Origin of the sequence: Pseudomonas sp. 13B_2.1_Bac1 (assembly GCF_025466155.1) — a bacterium.
Taxonomy (GTDB): Bacteria; Pseudomonadota; Gammaproteobacteria; order Pseudomonadales; family Pseudomonadaceae; genus Aquipseudomonas; species Aquipseudomonas aylmerensis.
Map to the genome: position 1 here is coordinate 175409 of NZ_JANLOH010000109.1, position 14240 is coordinate 189648.

Annotated in this window: 10 protein-coding genes; 4 read left to right on the forward strand and 6 right to left on the reverse strand. The window is 61.3% G+C overall.

The annotated features are described in order from the left end of the window. Positions 1-12 precede the first annotated feature (12 nt). Genes rfbD through rfbB form a run of 4 tightly spaced genes read right to left on the reverse strand, consistent with a single transcriptional unit; the run spans position 13 to position 3389 of the window. Complete coding sequence (gene rfbD, locus NTD80_RS28320) at positions 13-894, reverse strand: dTDP-4-dehydrorhamnose reductase (RefSeq protein ID WP_262135654.1); 882 nt, start codon at positions 892-894, stop codon at positions 13-15. Further along, positions 891-1436, reverse strand: a complete 546-nt coding sequence (rfbC, locus tag NTD80_RS28325; protein ID WP_201143340.1) for a dTDP-4-dehydrorhamnose 3,5-epimerase — start codon at positions 1434-1436, stop codon at positions 891-893. Before rfbC ends, rfbD begins: the two co-directional genes overlap by 4 nt. After that, on the reverse strand, positions 1417-2310 hold the full coding sequence (rfbA, locus tag NTD80_RS28330) for a glucose-1-phosphate thymidylyltransferase RfbA (RefSeq protein WP_201143341.1): 894 nt from the start codon (positions 2308-2310) through the stop codon (positions 1417-1419). Before rfbA ends, rfbC begins: the two co-directional genes overlap by 20 nt. Beyond that, positions 2307-3389: a dTDP-glucose 4,6-dehydratase gene (gene rfbB / locus NTD80_RS28335; RefSeq protein ID WP_262135655.1), complete on the reverse strand. Its 1083-nt coding sequence runs from the start codon at positions 3387-3389 to the stop codon at positions 2307-2309. The genes rfbA and rfbB overlap by 4 nt, the downstream gene beginning before the upstream one ends. A gap of 152 nt (positions 3390-3541) precedes the next feature. Between rfbB and NTD80_RS28340 the strand changes: the two genes are divergently transcribed. The 3 genes from NTD80_RS28340 (at position 3542) to NTD80_RS28350 (ending at position 8133) form a co-directional block, all read left to right on the forward strand. Further along, the gene (locus NTD80_RS28340) at positions 3542-6451 is read left to right on the forward strand and encodes an aminotransferase (protein WP_262135656.1); all 2910 of its coding nucleotides are present in this window, start codon (positions 3542-3544) and stop codon (positions 6449-6451) included. 121 nt (positions 6452-6572) lie between these two features. After that, positions 6573-7709, forward strand: coding sequence for an agmatine deiminase (gene aguA, locus NTD80_RS28345; protein WP_262135657.1), 1137 nt, complete (start codon positions 6573-6575; stop codon positions 7707-7709). Between the two features lie 205 nt (positions 7710-7914). Further along, positions 7915-8133: a hypothetical protein gene (locus NTD80_RS28350; protein ID WP_065899629.1), complete on the forward strand. Its 219-nt coding sequence runs from the start codon at positions 7915-7917 to the stop codon at positions 8131-8133. A 92-nt stretch (positions 8134-8225) separates the two neighbouring features. On the opposite strand, the gene NTD80_RS28355 is transcribed toward NTD80_RS28350, so the two are convergent. Further along, positions 8226-10313, reverse strand: coding sequence for a TonB-dependent receptor (locus NTD80_RS28355; protein WP_262135658.1), 2088 nt, complete (start codon positions 10311-10313; stop codon positions 8226-8228). A 408-nt stretch (positions 10314-10721) separates the two neighbouring features. Here NTD80_RS28355 and NTD80_RS28360 point away from each other — a divergent pair, with 408 nt between their 5' ends. Then, positions 10722-12038, forward strand: a complete 1317-nt coding sequence (locus NTD80_RS28360) for an OprD family porin (RefSeq protein WP_065899631.1) — start codon at positions 10722-10724, stop codon at positions 12036-12038. Between the two features lie 59 nt (positions 12039-12097). On the opposite strand, the gene NTD80_RS28365 is transcribed toward NTD80_RS28360, so the two are convergent. Beyond that, positions 12098-14239, reverse strand: a complete 2142-nt coding sequence (locus NTD80_RS28365; protein WP_262135659.1) for a M48 family metallopeptidase — start codon at positions 14237-14239, stop codon at positions 12098-12100. Position 14240: the final 1 nt, after the last annotated feature.

Sequence of the window (14240 nt, forward strand, 5' to 3'; positions counted from 1 at the left end):
GGCGCATTATGCCTAGTGCTGCCTTGCAAGACACTCGCGCAATGCGTCTTGCCACTGTGGCTGGCTGACCTGCCATTGTTGCTGCAGGCGACTGCAATCCAGGCGTGAGTTGAGCGGGCGCTTGGCGGGCGTCGGGTAGGCGCTGGAGGGAATCGCTTCCAGCTCGGCACAGGCTGTGCCGCCGGCGCGCAGCTGCTCGGCGATCGCCGCGGCGAAGCCGAACCAAGAGGTCTCGCCCTGGGCGGTCAGGTGGTAGACACCCCATTCACCGGCCTTGCCGGCCTGCCAGCGGTCGATCAAGGCACGGGTGCTGTTGGCAATCGTGCTGGCCCAGGTCGGCGCGCCGATCTGGTCGGCGACGATACGCAGGTGCGGTTTTTCCTGCAGCAGGCGTTGCATGGTCAGCAGGAAATTCTTGCCGTGGTTGGAGTAGACCCAACTGGTGCGCAGGATCAGGTACTCGCCACCCACGGCGGCAATCGCCTGCTCACCCGCCAGCTTGCTCTGGCCGTAGACGCCCAGGGGGTTCGGTGTGTCGACTTCGGTGTAGGGCGCGGGTTTGTTGCCGTCAAACACGTAGTCGGTAGAGTAGTGGATCAACGGGATGCCCAGGGCCTCGGCTTCCTCGGCGAGGACGCCGGGGGCAATCGCGTTGATGGCGAAGGCAACGTCTGCTTCGCTTTCGGCTTGATCGACCGCAGTGTGGGCCGCGGCATTGATGATCAGGTCGGGGCGCTGGGCACGGACCTGCTGGCGGATCTGGTCGACGTCAGCCAGGTCGAGCTGATCGCGGCCCAGCACGATGAGTTCGCCGAGATCCTGCAGCCGCTGTTGCAGCGCCAGGGAGACTTGGCCGTGTTGGCCGGTGATGAGGATTTTTAAACGCGGGGTCATGGGAATAGATCCGCGTCTTTGAGGCTTTTACCGCTCTGGTCTTTGGCGGACAGGGTCGGAGCGCCGCTGAGTTGCCAGTCGATATTGAGTTCCGGATCGTCCCAGCGAATACAGCGTTCGGCTGAAGGCGTGTAGTAGTCGGTTGTCTTGTAGAGGAATTCGGCGTAGTCGCTGAGCACCACGAAGCCATGCGCGAACCCTGGCGGAATCCACAGCTGGCGGCTGTTATTGGCCGACAGCCTGACCCCCGCCCATTTGCCGAACGCGGGTGAGCTCTGGCGGATATCCACCGCCACATCCAACACCTCGCCCGCGGTCACACGCACCAATTTTCCCTGTGCGTGTTCGACTTGATAGTGCAGGCCACGCAACACGCCTCTCTGCGAACGTGAGTGGTTGTCCTGCACAAATTGCTGTTGTAGCCCGGTGGCTAGCGCAAAATCCCGGGCATTGAAACTCTCATAGAAAAAACCGCGTTCATCGCCAAAAACCTTCGGCTCGATGATCAAGACACCGGGCAACTCAGTGGCGGATACATTCATATGGATTATCCCCTGCGAGGGTAAACAAGTATTGACCATAGCCGGTCTTGCCAAAATATCTGGCTCTTTCCAGCAAATACTCACGATTAATCCAGCGGTTCTGGTAAGCAATTTCTTCCAGGCACGCCACTTTCAAGCCCTGGCGATGTTCAATGGTTTGCACGTAAAGCGAGGCTTCGAGCAAGCTGTCATGGGTGCCTGTATCCAGCCAGGCAAACCCTCGGCCGAAGCGTTCCACATGCAGGTCGCCGCGCTTGAGGTAGGCGTTGTTGACGTCAGTGATCTCCAGCTCGCCACGGTGTGAGGGTTTCACTGCCTTGGCGATCTCGATCACATCGTTGTCATAAAAATAAAGACCGGTCACCGCGTAAGGCGACTTCGGCTTGAGGGGCTTCTCTTCGATGGACAGCGCGCGGCCTTCTGTGTCGAAGTCGATCACGCCGAATCGCTCGGGATCTTTGACCCAATAGCCAAACACCGTAGCGCCGGACGGCCGTTTGGCCGCAGCACGCAACTGCTCGCCGAAATACTGGCCGTGGAAAATGTTGTCGCCCAGGATCAGGCAGACCGGATCATCACCGATAAACTCTTCACCAATGATAAACGCCTGGGCCAAGCCGTCCGGCGACGGTTGCTCCGCGTAGGTGAAGCGCACACCGAATTGGCTGCCATCGCCCAGCAAGTTGCGGTATTGCGGTAAATCCACAGGGGTGGAGATCACCAGAATGTCCCTGATCCCCGCCAGCATCAGTACCGAGATCGGGTAGTAGATCATCGGCTTGTCATACACCGGCAGCAGTTGCTTGGACACACCCAGGGTAATCGGGTGCAGGCGCGTTCCAGAGCCACCCGCCAATACGATTCCTTTCATCATGCAATCAGATCCTTCATGTTGGTATTGCCCAATCGTTCACCCTGATAACTGCCATCCTGGACCCTGTGGCACCACTCCAGATTGTCCAGGTACCACTGCACAGTTTTGCGCAGGCCGGTGTCGAAAGTTTCTTCGGGAACCCAGCCCAGTTCGCGTTCGATCTTGCGGGCGTCGATCGCATAGCGTTGATCATGGCCTGGACGATCTTTGACGAACGTGATCAGGTCGCTAAATTTTTCGACATTGGCAGGGCGCTGCGGTGCCAGCTCTTCCAGCAGTGCGCAGATACCTCGTACCACATCGATGTTTTTTTGCTCGTTATGGCCGCCAATATTGTAGGTTTCGCCGACTGCGCCCTCGGTTACCACTTTTAGCAAGGCGCGTGCATGGTCTTCGACGAACAGCCAGTCGCGCACCTGCAAACCATCACCATAGACGGGTAATGGCTTCCCTGCGAGGGCGTTGAGAATCACCAGCGGGATAAGCTTTTCGGGGAAGTGGAAGGGCCCATAATTGTTTGAACAATTGGTCAGCAACACCGGTAGGCCGTAGGTGCGGTGCCATGCGCGCACCAGGTGATCGGATGCCGCCTTGCTCGCCGAGTACGGCGAGCTGGGGGCGTAAGGCGTGGTTTCCGTGAACAGATCGTCCACGCCATGCAAGTCGCCGTACACCTCGTCGGTGGAAATGTGATGGAAACGAAAGACGCTCTGGGCAGGCTCGGCCAGCGTGAGCCAATACGCGCGCGCGGCCTCCAGCAGGCTGTAGGTGCCGACGATGTTGGTCTGGATAAAGTCCGACGGGCCGTCAATCGAACGGTCGACATGGGACTCCGCCGCCAGGTGCATGATCGCCTGGGGCTCAAAGCGCGCCAGTACCGCGCTGATAGCGGCTTGGTCGATGATGTCGGCCTGGACGAATTCGTAGCGGCTGTTCGATGCGATGCTGGTCAGCGACTCGAGATTGCCGGCGTAAGTGAGTTTGTCCAAGTTGAGCACTTCGTGCTCGGTATGTTGAATCAGGTGGCGGATCAGGGCAGAGCCGATAAATCCTGCACCGCCGGTGATGAGAATGCGCATGTCGTTGGGCCTTTTCCTTAGACGGACCTTGAGCGAATGAGCATAGCTTGAGTTGTGCGGGAGGACGGCGCAAGCGCGCTGTACCCAGGGGGTTGCTTAACTTACCCGAACAATGGCGATATACACCCCTGAAAAAAAACCGAGGCCACCCCATGTTGCTCGCCACGTTGATTCATCGCGCCAGTCTACCCTGCCCGCAAGTAGGCCCCGATCAGGCGGCGCAGTTGCTTGAGCAACATTACGGCCTCGCGGGCACATTGCAGTCACTGGGCAGCCAACAGGACCTCAACTACAAGGTCGACAGTCCGCGCGGGCGCTTTGTTCTGAAAATCTGCCGGGGCGACTACGCCGCTGTGGAGTTGCACGCCCAGCACGCGGCCTTCAACAGCTTGCAGGCGCAAGCCGGCCTGCGTGTACCCAAGGTCATCCAGGCCTTGAGCGGCGACGAATTGCTGAGCGTCAACCTCGACGGGCAAACCCTGCATGTGCGTTTGCTGGATTATATCGACGGGCAGCCGTTGACCCACCTGCCACACCTGGGGCGTGAGGTGATCGCGGGCTTCGGCGACCTGTGCGGCCGTATGAGCCTGGCCCTCGCGTCTTTTGCCCATCCGGGCCTGGAACGCACCCTGCAATGGGACCCGCGCCATGCACGGGAACTGATCACCCACCTGCTGGCCAGCCTGGAAAACCTGCCGCATCGCGCGGCCCTGGAGCAGGTGGCCGAGCAGGTCGAGCAACGCATCCGGCCCTTGGCCGAGCGCTTGCCGTGGCAAGCGGTGCACATGGATATCACCGACGACAACGTGGTCTGGCAGCGCGATGCCCAGCGCCTTTGGCAAGTCCAGGGCGTGATCGATTTCGGCGACCTGGTGCACACCTGGCGCATCGCCGACCTGTCCGTGACCTGCGCCGCCCTGTTGCACCATGCCGAGGGCGACCCGTTTGCGATCTTGCCGACGATCCGGGCTTGCCATGCCGTGACACCGCTGCAGCTCGAAGAATTGCAGGTGCTGTGGCCGTTGATCGTCGCCCGCGCGGCCGTGCTGGTACTCAGCAGCGAGCAGCAGCAACGCCTGGATCCGGATAACAGTTACCTGTTGAAAAACGCCGAGCACGAGTGGGAAATCTTCCATGTGGCGACATCGGTGCCGTTTGAGTTGATGGAAGCGGCGATTCTCAGCAGCGTCGGGCAGGCGCCTGCAGCGCTGGTCAGCCAAGGCTTCGCGCCATTGTTGCCAGGGCTGGTGGGGCGCGAATTTGCGCTGATCGACCTGGGCGTGCTCAGCGCGCATTTCGAGGCGGGCAACTGGGAACATGCCGGCGCCGATCAGCGTTTGCTGCAGGACGCGGCTGCGGTGCATGGCCTGGCGGCCAGTCGTTATGGGCAGTACCGTTTGTCACGGACTCAGCCCGACAGTGCCCATGAGCCGCAGACGTTCCCATTGCACGTCGAGCTGCACGTGCCCCAGGGTACCTCCGTCGAAGCGCCGTTTGCGGGCACTGTGCACCTGGGCGCCAACGGCGAACTGCGCGTGCACAGCGGTGAAGCCAATGTGCGGTTGTGGGGTGTCAAGGCATCGCTGCGGCCGGGCGCTGCGGTGCTCAAGGGCCAGGTTATCGGCGAAGTCGAAGGCCCGCTCACCGTGCAACTGTGCCGTACCGAGCTGCCGGCGCCGTTGTTCTGCACGCCCTCGCGCGCGCAGGCGTGGCAGGTGCTGTGCCCCTCGCCGGCCGCGCTGCTGGGGCTGGCTTGCGATGCCGAGCCCGAGCTGGACCCCGAGGCCCTGCTGGCGCGCCGCGATGCCAGCTTCGCCCGCTCGCAGAAACACTATTACGCCGATCCGCCGCGTATCGAGCGCGGCTGGCGCAACCACCTGATCGACATGCAGGGCCGCTCCTACCTGGACATGCTCAACAACGTGGCGGTGCTGGGCCATGGCCATCCGCGCATGGCCGAGGTGGCGGCGCGCCAGTGGTCGCTGCTCAACACCAACTCGCGCTTCCATTACGCGGCAATTGCCGAGTTTTCCGAGCGCTTGCTGGCGCTGGCGCCGGCGGGCATGGACCGGGTCTTCCTGGTCAACAGCGGTACCGAAGCCAACGACCTGGCGATCCGCCTGGCCTGGGCCTACAGCGGCGGGCGCGACATGCTCAGCGTGCTGGAGGCGTACCACGGCTGGTCGGTGGCAGCGGATGCGGTCTCGACTTCGATTGCCGACAACCCCCAGGCCTTGAGCAGTCGTCCGGAGTGGGTGCACCCGGTGACCGCGCCCAATACCTATCGCGGCGAGTTCCGCGGGCAGGACAGCGCGCCGGACTATGTACGAAGCGTGGAACACAACCTTGCGAAAATCGCCGCGAGCAAACGTCAATTGGCGGGTTTCATCTGCGAGCCGGTGTACGGCAATGCCGGTGGCATCTCGCTGCCGCCTGGCTATCTGCAGCAGGTGTATGCATTGGTGCGCGCTCAGGGCGGCGTGTGCATCGCCGATGAAGTGCAGGTCGGTTATGGCCGCATGGGCCACTTTTTCTGGGGCTTTGAAGAGCAGGGCGTGGTGCCGGACATCATCACCATGGCCAAAGGCATGGGCAATGGCCAGCCGCTGGGGGCGGTGATCACCCGCCGCGAAATCGCCGAAGCGCTGGAGGCTGAGGGCTATTTCTTCTCATCCTCCGGTGGCAGCCCGGTCAGTTGCCGCATCGGCATGGCAGTGCTGGATGTGATGGAGGAAGAAAAGCTGTGGGAAAACGCCCAAGTGGTCGGCGGGCATTTCAAGGCGCGTTTGGAAGCATTGATCGACCGCCACCCGTTGGTCGGCGCCGTTCACGGCTCGGGTTTCTACCTGGGCCTGGAGCTGGTGCGCGACCGCCACACCCTGGAACCCGCCACCGAAGAAACCGCGCTGCTCTGCGAGCGCCTGCGCGAGCTGGGGATTTTCATGCAGCCTACCGGTGATTACTTGAACATCCTCAAGATCAAGCCGCCGATGGTCACCTCCCGCCGCAGTGTGGATTTCTTCGTCGATATGCTGTCGAAGGTGCTGGATGAGCTTGTGTAGGTAGTCGATTGTTATCGGCTATTTATTGTCATATTTATCAACTATGATCGTTTATCGCTTTTAAGGCCGATTTTTATCCGTTATAAAGTCGGCCTTCACCCCATTCGGAGTCCTGAACGCCATGACCACCCTGCACAGCACACCCCGCGCCGATGGCTTCTACATGCCCGCCGAATGGGCGCCCCAGACCCAGACCTGGATGATCTGGCCAGAACGCCCGGACAACTGGCGCCTGGGCGGCAAGCCAGCGCAGGCGGCGCACGTCGCGGTAGCCAAGGCCATTGCGCGCTTTGAACCGGTGACCGTGGCGGTGTCCGCCGGCCAGTACGAAAACGCCCGCGCCCGCCTGGATGTGCCGAATATCCGCGTGGTGGAAATGTCCAGTGACGATGCCTGGGTACGTGACACCGGCCCGACCTTCGTGATCAACAACAGCGGCGAAGTGCGCGGCGTGAACTGGGACTTCAACGCCTGGGGCGGTTTTGACGGCGGCCTGTATTCGCCGTGGAACCGCGACTCGCAGGTAGGGGGCAAGATCCTCGAAATCGAGCGCGCGCCGCGCTACCGCACCGAGGGCTTTGTGCTCGAAGGCGGCTCGATCCACGTCGACGGCGAAGGCACCTTGATCACCACCGAGGAGTGCCTGCTCAACCGCAATCGCAACCCGCACCTGGACCGTGGCGAGATCGAAGCGGTGCTGAGCGCCAACCTGGCTGTGGATAAGATCATCTGGTTGCCGGACGGCCTGTTCAACGACGAAACCGATGGGCATGTGGATAACTTCTGCTGCTACGTGCGCCCGGGTGAAGTGCTGCTGGCCTGGACCGACGACCCGCAAGATCCGAACTACGCGCGCTGCCACGCCGCCCTCGACGTCCTGCAAAGCAGCACCGATGCTAAGGGACGCGCGTTCACAGTGCACAAAATGCCGATCCCGGGGCCGCTGTACGCCACCGAGGAAGAATGCGCCGGCGTGGACCCGGTGGACGGTACCCAGGAGCGCAACCCGAGCGTGCGGCTGGCGGGGTCCTACGTGAACTTCCTGATCGTCAACGGCGGCATTATCGCGCCGAGCTTCGACGATCCGCTGGACAGCCAGGCCAAGGCGATCCTGCAGCAGCTGTTCCCACAGCACGAAGTGGTGATGGTGCCGGGCCGTGAACTGTTACTGGGCGGCGGCAATATCCATTGCCTGACCCAACAACAGCCAGCCCCCGCACAAAAACTGAGTGCAGTTGTAACAGCGTTCGAGCGATGAGCGGGCGCTAGCCGGTTTCAGCGTTTTGAGCAAGCCCGCGGCCCAGCAAGGTCGCGGGCTTTTTTGTGTCCGCATGCCTATAAACACGGGACATTGGCATAGCTCTTGTATCGGTGTTGTCACAGTGGCCCAGGGTGATGACTGCGCAGTTCTGTCATAAACCTTGAGTAAGTTAGCCGCTCACGCAGTAGGAGAGAGCGCTGAAATGAATGCCGATATCAACCTGATGTACACGCGCACCTTCCACCCTTTGCGGGTCAACGGTGACGCGATCCATGCGCTGGCGCTCTGGTTGAAGGAAAACGGTTCGCGACAGATCCGGCAGCAGCCTGACTTGCGCAGCGTGATGAGTGAACGCTACCCGGCGGGGTTGTTCAGTGAGGAAGAAGTGCACGCGCTGTGTGAACTGATCGCACCCTTGTAGGAACCGGCCTGCCGGCGACGACGGCCTTGGGCCTGCGCTGATCTCGCCGACGCTATCGTCGGCAAGCCGGCTCCTACAGGTGGAGGGGGAATTTAGAAGCTGTAAGTGCCTGTGACCACCAGGCTGCGTGGCTCGCCTGGCTGGATCTGCGCCACGCTGGTCGCCGAGGCGTAGTAGGTTTTATCGGCGATGTTATTCAGCGCCGCGCGCAGGTCCCATTCCTTTTGACGGAACCCGGCCAATGCGTCCCAGCGACCATAACCTGGCATGACCACGGTGTTGAGGCTGTCGGCATAACGGTCGCCCACCAGGGTCAGCCCGGTTTCCGCGTACCAACCCATTTCCGGTTTCCAGGTGAGGAACAGGCTGGCATTGCGCTTGGCGACGTCGCTGACGCGCTTGCCTTCAAAGCCGTTGTTGTCCTTCACGACCGTGGCGTCTTGCAGGCCGATGCCGCCGCGCACCGACCAATTGCCGACAATCTTGCCAGTGGCGGTCAGCTCCACGCCACGCGAGCGCTGCAGGCCGCTGAGCAAGGTGATAGTGCGGTCCAGCGGGTCGCTGGTGCGGCGGTTGTAGAGTTCCAGTTCGTACACGGCGAGGGTGGTGCTGAGGCGGTCGTCGAGCCAGTCGCTCTTGACCCCGATTTCCTTCTGCTTGGTCAGTTCGGGGCTCAGGTCGTTGACGCTGCCGGCGGCGTTCGGGGTGATGCCGATCACGCCGCCGCCCGCCGGGGAAAAGGTTTTGCTCCACGAGGCGTAGAACGAGTGATGTTCCAGCGGCGTCCAGACCACACCGAAGCGCGGGCTGGTGCTGTGGCTTTCGACCGCTTGCCGGGTGTTGAGCAGCTTGTTCTTGGTGTCCACTTCAAATCGGTCGTAGCGCAGGCCAGCGAGCAATTGCCACTGATCATTCAGGCGCAGTTGGTCCTGTACGTATACGGCGCGGCTGTCGACTTCAGTGTGATTGTTGCTCGACACGCTCATTCGCCCGGTGTGGCTCAGGTGGCGATTCGGCTGGTTGAGGTCCAGGCTCGGCACGGCCTGCCCGCCACGGTTGACGGCCGTCGCGGTGTACAGCTTGGGATCGCGACGCTGGCTGCCCAGCTCAAGGCCGCTGAGCAGGCGATGCTCCAGGCCAAAGGTGCTGAAGCCACCTTCGAGCTCAAGGTTGTTGAAGATATTCAGGGTGGTCAGGTCCTGCTGCCAGCGCTGGCGTGTGACGCTGTGAGTCGCAGGCGCGTAGGCGGTCTGGTAAGTGTTGTCGAAATCGCTGTCGAGCTTGAACACGCCCAATGTCTGGCGCAGTTGCCAATTGTCATTGAGTTCGTAGGCCAGCTTGGAGCGCAGCGACTGGGTCTTGTCGTCGATGTAGTCGCGGCTGTCAAAGTAGGTGGTGCCACGGCTCACATCCGCGGGGCGGCCGTTGACGCCGGGGATGCCACGGTCCGGCGTGCGGTTGTAGCGGCTGTATTCGTATTGCACCAGCCAGTTCAGGTCCGGGGTCAGTTGCCAGCTCATGGACGGTGCGAACAACTGGCGATTGCCGCTGACGCCATCGCGAAAGCTGTTGTTGTCCTGGTTGCCCATGTTCAGGCGCAGGCTGAGGGTGTCGCTGGGGTCGGCACTGAGATCGGCATACAGGCTGCGTAAATCATTGCTGCCGCCCTGGGCCTCGATGCTCGAGGTGTGGCCGGCGATGGGCAGTTTGCTCACGCGGTTGACGATCCCTCCCTGACCGCCTCGCCCGTAAAGTACGGCCGCTGGCCCCTTGAGCACTTCGATGCGCTCGATGTTATGCAGGTCGCGCACGTATTGGCTGTCGTCGCGAATGCCATCCAGGTAAAAGTCATTGCTCGCGTCGAAGCCACGGATGCGCAAACTGTCGAAACGTGTGTCGGCGCCGCTGCTCACGTTGGGGATGCCGCTCAACGCCTGGCCGAGGTCATTGGTGCCGTAGGCGCGCAGGGTTTCGGTCTTTACCGAGTCGATCGCCTGGGGCACATAACGCACCGCAGTGGCGGTGCGGGTGGCGGTGGTGGTTTCCCTGACGCGGGGATCGTCTTCGTCGGCTTCGGCGCTGATCGAGGTTTCGGGCAGGGTGGTCGCCGCACAGGCAAAACCTGCAGACAGCAGAACAGAGAGCCCAAGGGTGAGGGGCATCAGGCGTGGGGCTGGCATGGGGAAATGTATCCGAATTGTTAGGGAGGAAGTTGCGCGTTAATGGTAATGCTTTGCATTTACGCGCGTTATCTATTCCCAAATGTATCGGCTTTGAAATATGTTACTAAATGTGTTTCAGAGGTCGCCAAAGGCGATTTTTTGTCGTTTCCAGAGCGGCAATAGGCCTTTGCTTAGAATTATTTCGCCTAAATACAGACGATTCACGAAATTGACACATAGTTCAACGCGCGACTAGGATTGCGCCCAACGCCTGTGGCTAACCGCCATGACTCATCCAATAAAAAAGGCCCGCGGCAGTTAAGTCGTCCGCGGGCTTTCTTTTTTCCTGGAAAAGTCGACACCAGAAAAGCGACACGGAGCCTGGTGTCACAGCGCGTACTCAACCAGTAATAAGGAATATAAGAAATGTTGAAGCAACGGATGGGTCTGATCGCTCTGGGGATTTTGAGCGCCACTCAGGCAATGGCCAACGACCAGGAGCAATCCAAGGGTTTTGTTGAAGACAGCCACCTGAACATCGCAGCACGTAACGCCTACATCAGCCGTGACTACAAGAACGGCAAGCAAGATAAAGCCGAGTGGGGCCAAGGCTTCATCGGTAAGTTGGAGTCCGGCTTCACCCAAGGCACCGTCGGTGTGGGTGTGGACGTCATCGGCCAATACGCTATCCGTCTGGACGGTGGTAAAGGTCGCGCCGGCGCGGGCGGCATCGACTTCTTCAAGCAGGGCAATGGCACCACCAACCCTGATGGCAGCAACAACCCGGGCTCGGCACCGCACGACCTGGCCAAAGGCGGCGCTGCCGTGAAGTTCCGCGTTTCCAACACCGTGCTCAAGTACGGTGATCAGTTCCCGGCCGTGCCTGTACTGCAGTACGACAACTCCCGTCTGTTGTCGGAAACCTACACCGGTACGTCGATCGTTTCCAAAGAGATCGCCGGTCTGCAACTGGACGCAGGTCACTTCACCAAGGAAGCGCGCAAGAGCATGGAAGGCACCGACAGCGGTCGCCTGAAGAGCATCGACTACATCGGTGGTAGCTACAAATTCACCGAAAGCCTGTCGGCTGCGCTCTACGCTTCCGACATGCAGGACGTGCTGAAGAAGCAATACGTCAACGTCAACTACGTGCTGGCCCTGCCAGAGAAGCAGTCGCTGACCTTTGACTTCAACGGCTACAAAACCAAGCTGGACAAGAGCTTCGCACTGGAAAACCAGAAAGACGAAGACGCCCGCGACAACAAAATCTGGAGCCTGGGCGCCACGTGGGCTGTCGGCCCGCACAGCTTCACTCTGGCTCACCAGCGCAGCACCGGCGACACCGGCTACCTGTATGGCGGCTACCGCAACGCTGGCGGCATCGGCGATGGCGGCAACACCATCCTGCTGGCCAACTCCTACTGGTCCGACTTCAACGGCAAGGACGAGCGTTCGTGGCAAGCAGCCTACGGTATCGACTTCGCTACCTTCGGCGTGCCTGGCCTGAGCTACAACGTTGCCTACGTGCGCGGTACCAACATTGACGACGGTTCCAACCGCGGCAATGGCACCGAGCGTGAAATCTTCAACCAGTTCAAATACGTCGTTCAGAGCGGCCCGGCCAAAGACCTGAGCCTGCGTGCGCGTGCGTCCTGGTTGCGTGTTTCCAGCAACGCCGACCAGTACAACGTAGGCGGTAACGAAATCCGTCTGTTCGCCGACTACCCGATCAACGTTTTCTAATTGATCTGGCGTCGCGCCTGATCCAAGGCGATAAAAACCCCGACTGGTTCGGGGTTTTTTTATGCCTGCGCAGAGTCCTCCCGGCTCTGCAGGACCTTGCGTGCAACAGACGCGTTGACGTAGTCGAGCATCAGCCTCAGGCCCTCGTAGGGTTCGATCTTCTGGTTGTCGATACACAGCTGCGCCATCTGCAGCAGCACTTGGCGTTTATTCTTGTTGATCCGCGCGCCGGGCACGCCAAACGCAGTCTTGCGCCGCTCAGGCAAGGGCGCATCCGGCTTCAACTCCAGCGTCACCCAGATGCCCTGCATGAACTGCAGCGAGACATCGGCGATGTGCTCGATCGGCAGCGGCTGCTTCAGGTTGGCGAAGACAAAATGCTCCGGCGTCAGGCGCAAGGCGACCTGCGCTGCGCGTTTGTACCGTCGCACGCCCAGCCCCAGGAATATCAGCGCGACGCTACCGACGGCGGCGCCCACGCCGATTGTCGACAACGGCGTGCTTTTCAGGCGCTCCGGGGCCAGCCAGGGGCGGGCCATTATCCACAGGGCGAACAGCACGAAGGGTATCGTCAATACCGCCATCAAGACGCCGCGCCATGCGCCGCCTTCATGCAGTGCGCGTTCGCCATCTGTCGAAACGACCAGGGTTTCCAGCAGTTGAGTGTGCACGGCGTTCTCGGCGACGGCCACCTCGAGCAGGTCACGTGACAGTTGCTCGCGCAGCGTCTGTGGCGCGCTGAAATAACCATCGATTTGCCCGTTCGCCGCGGCGGCGTCGACGGGGCGGGTGGCGGTGCGCAGCGCCTCGTCCAATGGCACCTCAAGCGCCTGCAGGCGTTCGCCATTGGACGGGTGGGAATCGGTCGGATGCGGCTGATGAATCTCCAGTGCTTCAGGCGGCAGATGCAATTCGCAACCGCTCAGCGCGGTGAGCACGGCGCGGGGCAAGTCTTCTTCTGATGCGGCGTCACATAACGTCAGCAGCGATTCCTCGACGTGGGCATGCAGCACCGACACCCGCAACAGCGCCGACGCCGCTGCACGATTGCCGGCCACGCGCGCACCGGCGGCATCCGCCAGCAGCTCGCGCTCGCGGCTCCAATGGTTCACCGCGTGATCAAAGTGCTGCATGAAAAACACGCCGAACAGAAATGATGGGCGCATCAGCCAGCCCTGGATCAGGTCGCTCGCCAGCAGGGTTTGCAGCAAAGCCTGCAGGCTGCGATTGACGCCGTCATAGATCGGCACAAAGCGCAGGCTGTAGTCGGTGTCTTCGCCGGCGAAGTGCGCCAGTTCATGGCCGATCACCGCGCCGATTTCGGCGCGACTCAGCAAGCCAAGGTGCAGCAGCGGCACGTGCAGGGTGCGCCCAGTCAAACGGGTCTGCGCCGGCAGCACACTGGCCTCGCTGGACGTCACATAAAAGCCCTGGGCCAGGCTCACGACGATATGGTCCGGCGCCAATGCACCCAGTGTGCTCGAAAGCTCATTCACCTGGCCCCACAAGGCCGGTGCCTGTTCGGGCGTCACCACAGCGCCGAAGATCTCCAGCGGTTCGGGCTTGAACATGCCCAGCATGTGCCGCAACTGTTTGAGCAACAGCCAGATCGAATACACGCAGAACGCCGCGACCACCCCCAGCACTGCCATCAGCTTGATTTCACCGCTGCCCAGCCGGCCGACATGCCACATCGCCAAACTTTCATAGCTCAAGGCGAGGGCGACCGTTGCTGCCATCGCCACCACATGGCTGACCAACACGTAGGGCAGCAAGCGGCTGCCGAGGGTGAACGCCTGCAAGAGTTTTTCCCGCGACTGCTGCGCCCGTTGCCCGGCCCACTGGGTGCCGAGCAGCGCCGCGAGGCCAATCAAGGCCGCCAGCAGCCCGAGGCCGATCACCCACGGTGCCAACGCCTGCAGTGCACGGTTGATGTGATGGGCGGTGGGCAGTTCGGCTTCGATCTTGTCCAGCCGCGAGAGCGCCAGTTGCACGCGGATTTTTTCTTTGCCGAGGTCGACGGTCGCGGCCGGGTCTTGCGCCGCCAGCGCCTGCAGTTGCTGCTTGGCGATCTCGACATTGAGGTGGTAGTCGATTACGGCGTTGCTGGTTTGGGCAGCGCGCTGGTGCTCCCAACCGCCGAGTGCGGCCAACAGCAGCGGGAAAATCACCAGCAGAAAGGTCAGCTTCAGGGCGTTCATG

Coding starts and splice junctions, on each gene's coding strand:
- rfbD (WP_262135654.1), bottom strand. CDS start 894: ATGACCCCGCGTTTAAAAATCCTCATCACCGGCCAACACGGCCAAGTC.
- rfbC (WP_201143340.1), bottom strand. CDS start 1,436: ATGAATGTATCCGCCACTGAGTTGCCCGGTGTCTTGATCATCGAGCCG.
- rfbA (WP_201143341.1), bottom strand. CDS start 2,310: ATGATGAAAGGAATCGTATTGGCGGGTGGCTCTGGAACGCGCCTGCAC.
- rfbB (WP_262135655.1), bottom strand. CDS start 3,389: ATGCGCATTCTCATCACCGGCGGTGCAGGATTTATCGGCTCTGCCCTG.
- NTD80_RS28340 (WP_262135656.1), top strand. CDS start 3,542: ATGTTGCTCGCCACGTTGATTCATCGCGCCAGTCTACCCTGCCCGCAA.
- aguA (WP_262135657.1), top strand. CDS start 6,573: ATGACCACCCTGCACAGCACACCCCGCGCCGATGGCTTCTACATGCCC.
- NTD80_RS28350 (WP_065899629.1), top strand. CDS start 7,915: ATGAATGCCGATATCAACCTGATGTACACGCGCACCTTCCACCCTTTG.
- NTD80_RS28355 (WP_262135658.1), bottom strand. CDS start 10,313: ATGCCAGCCCCACGCCTGATGCCCCTCACCCTTGGGCTCTCTGTTCTG.
- NTD80_RS28360 (WP_065899631.1), top strand. CDS start 10,722: ATGTTGAAGCAACGGATGGGTCTGATCGCTCTGGGGATTTTGAGCGCC.
- NTD80_RS28365 (WP_262135659.1), bottom strand. CDS start 14,239: ATGAACGCCCTGAAGCTGACCTTTCTGCTGGTGATTTTCCCGCTGCTG.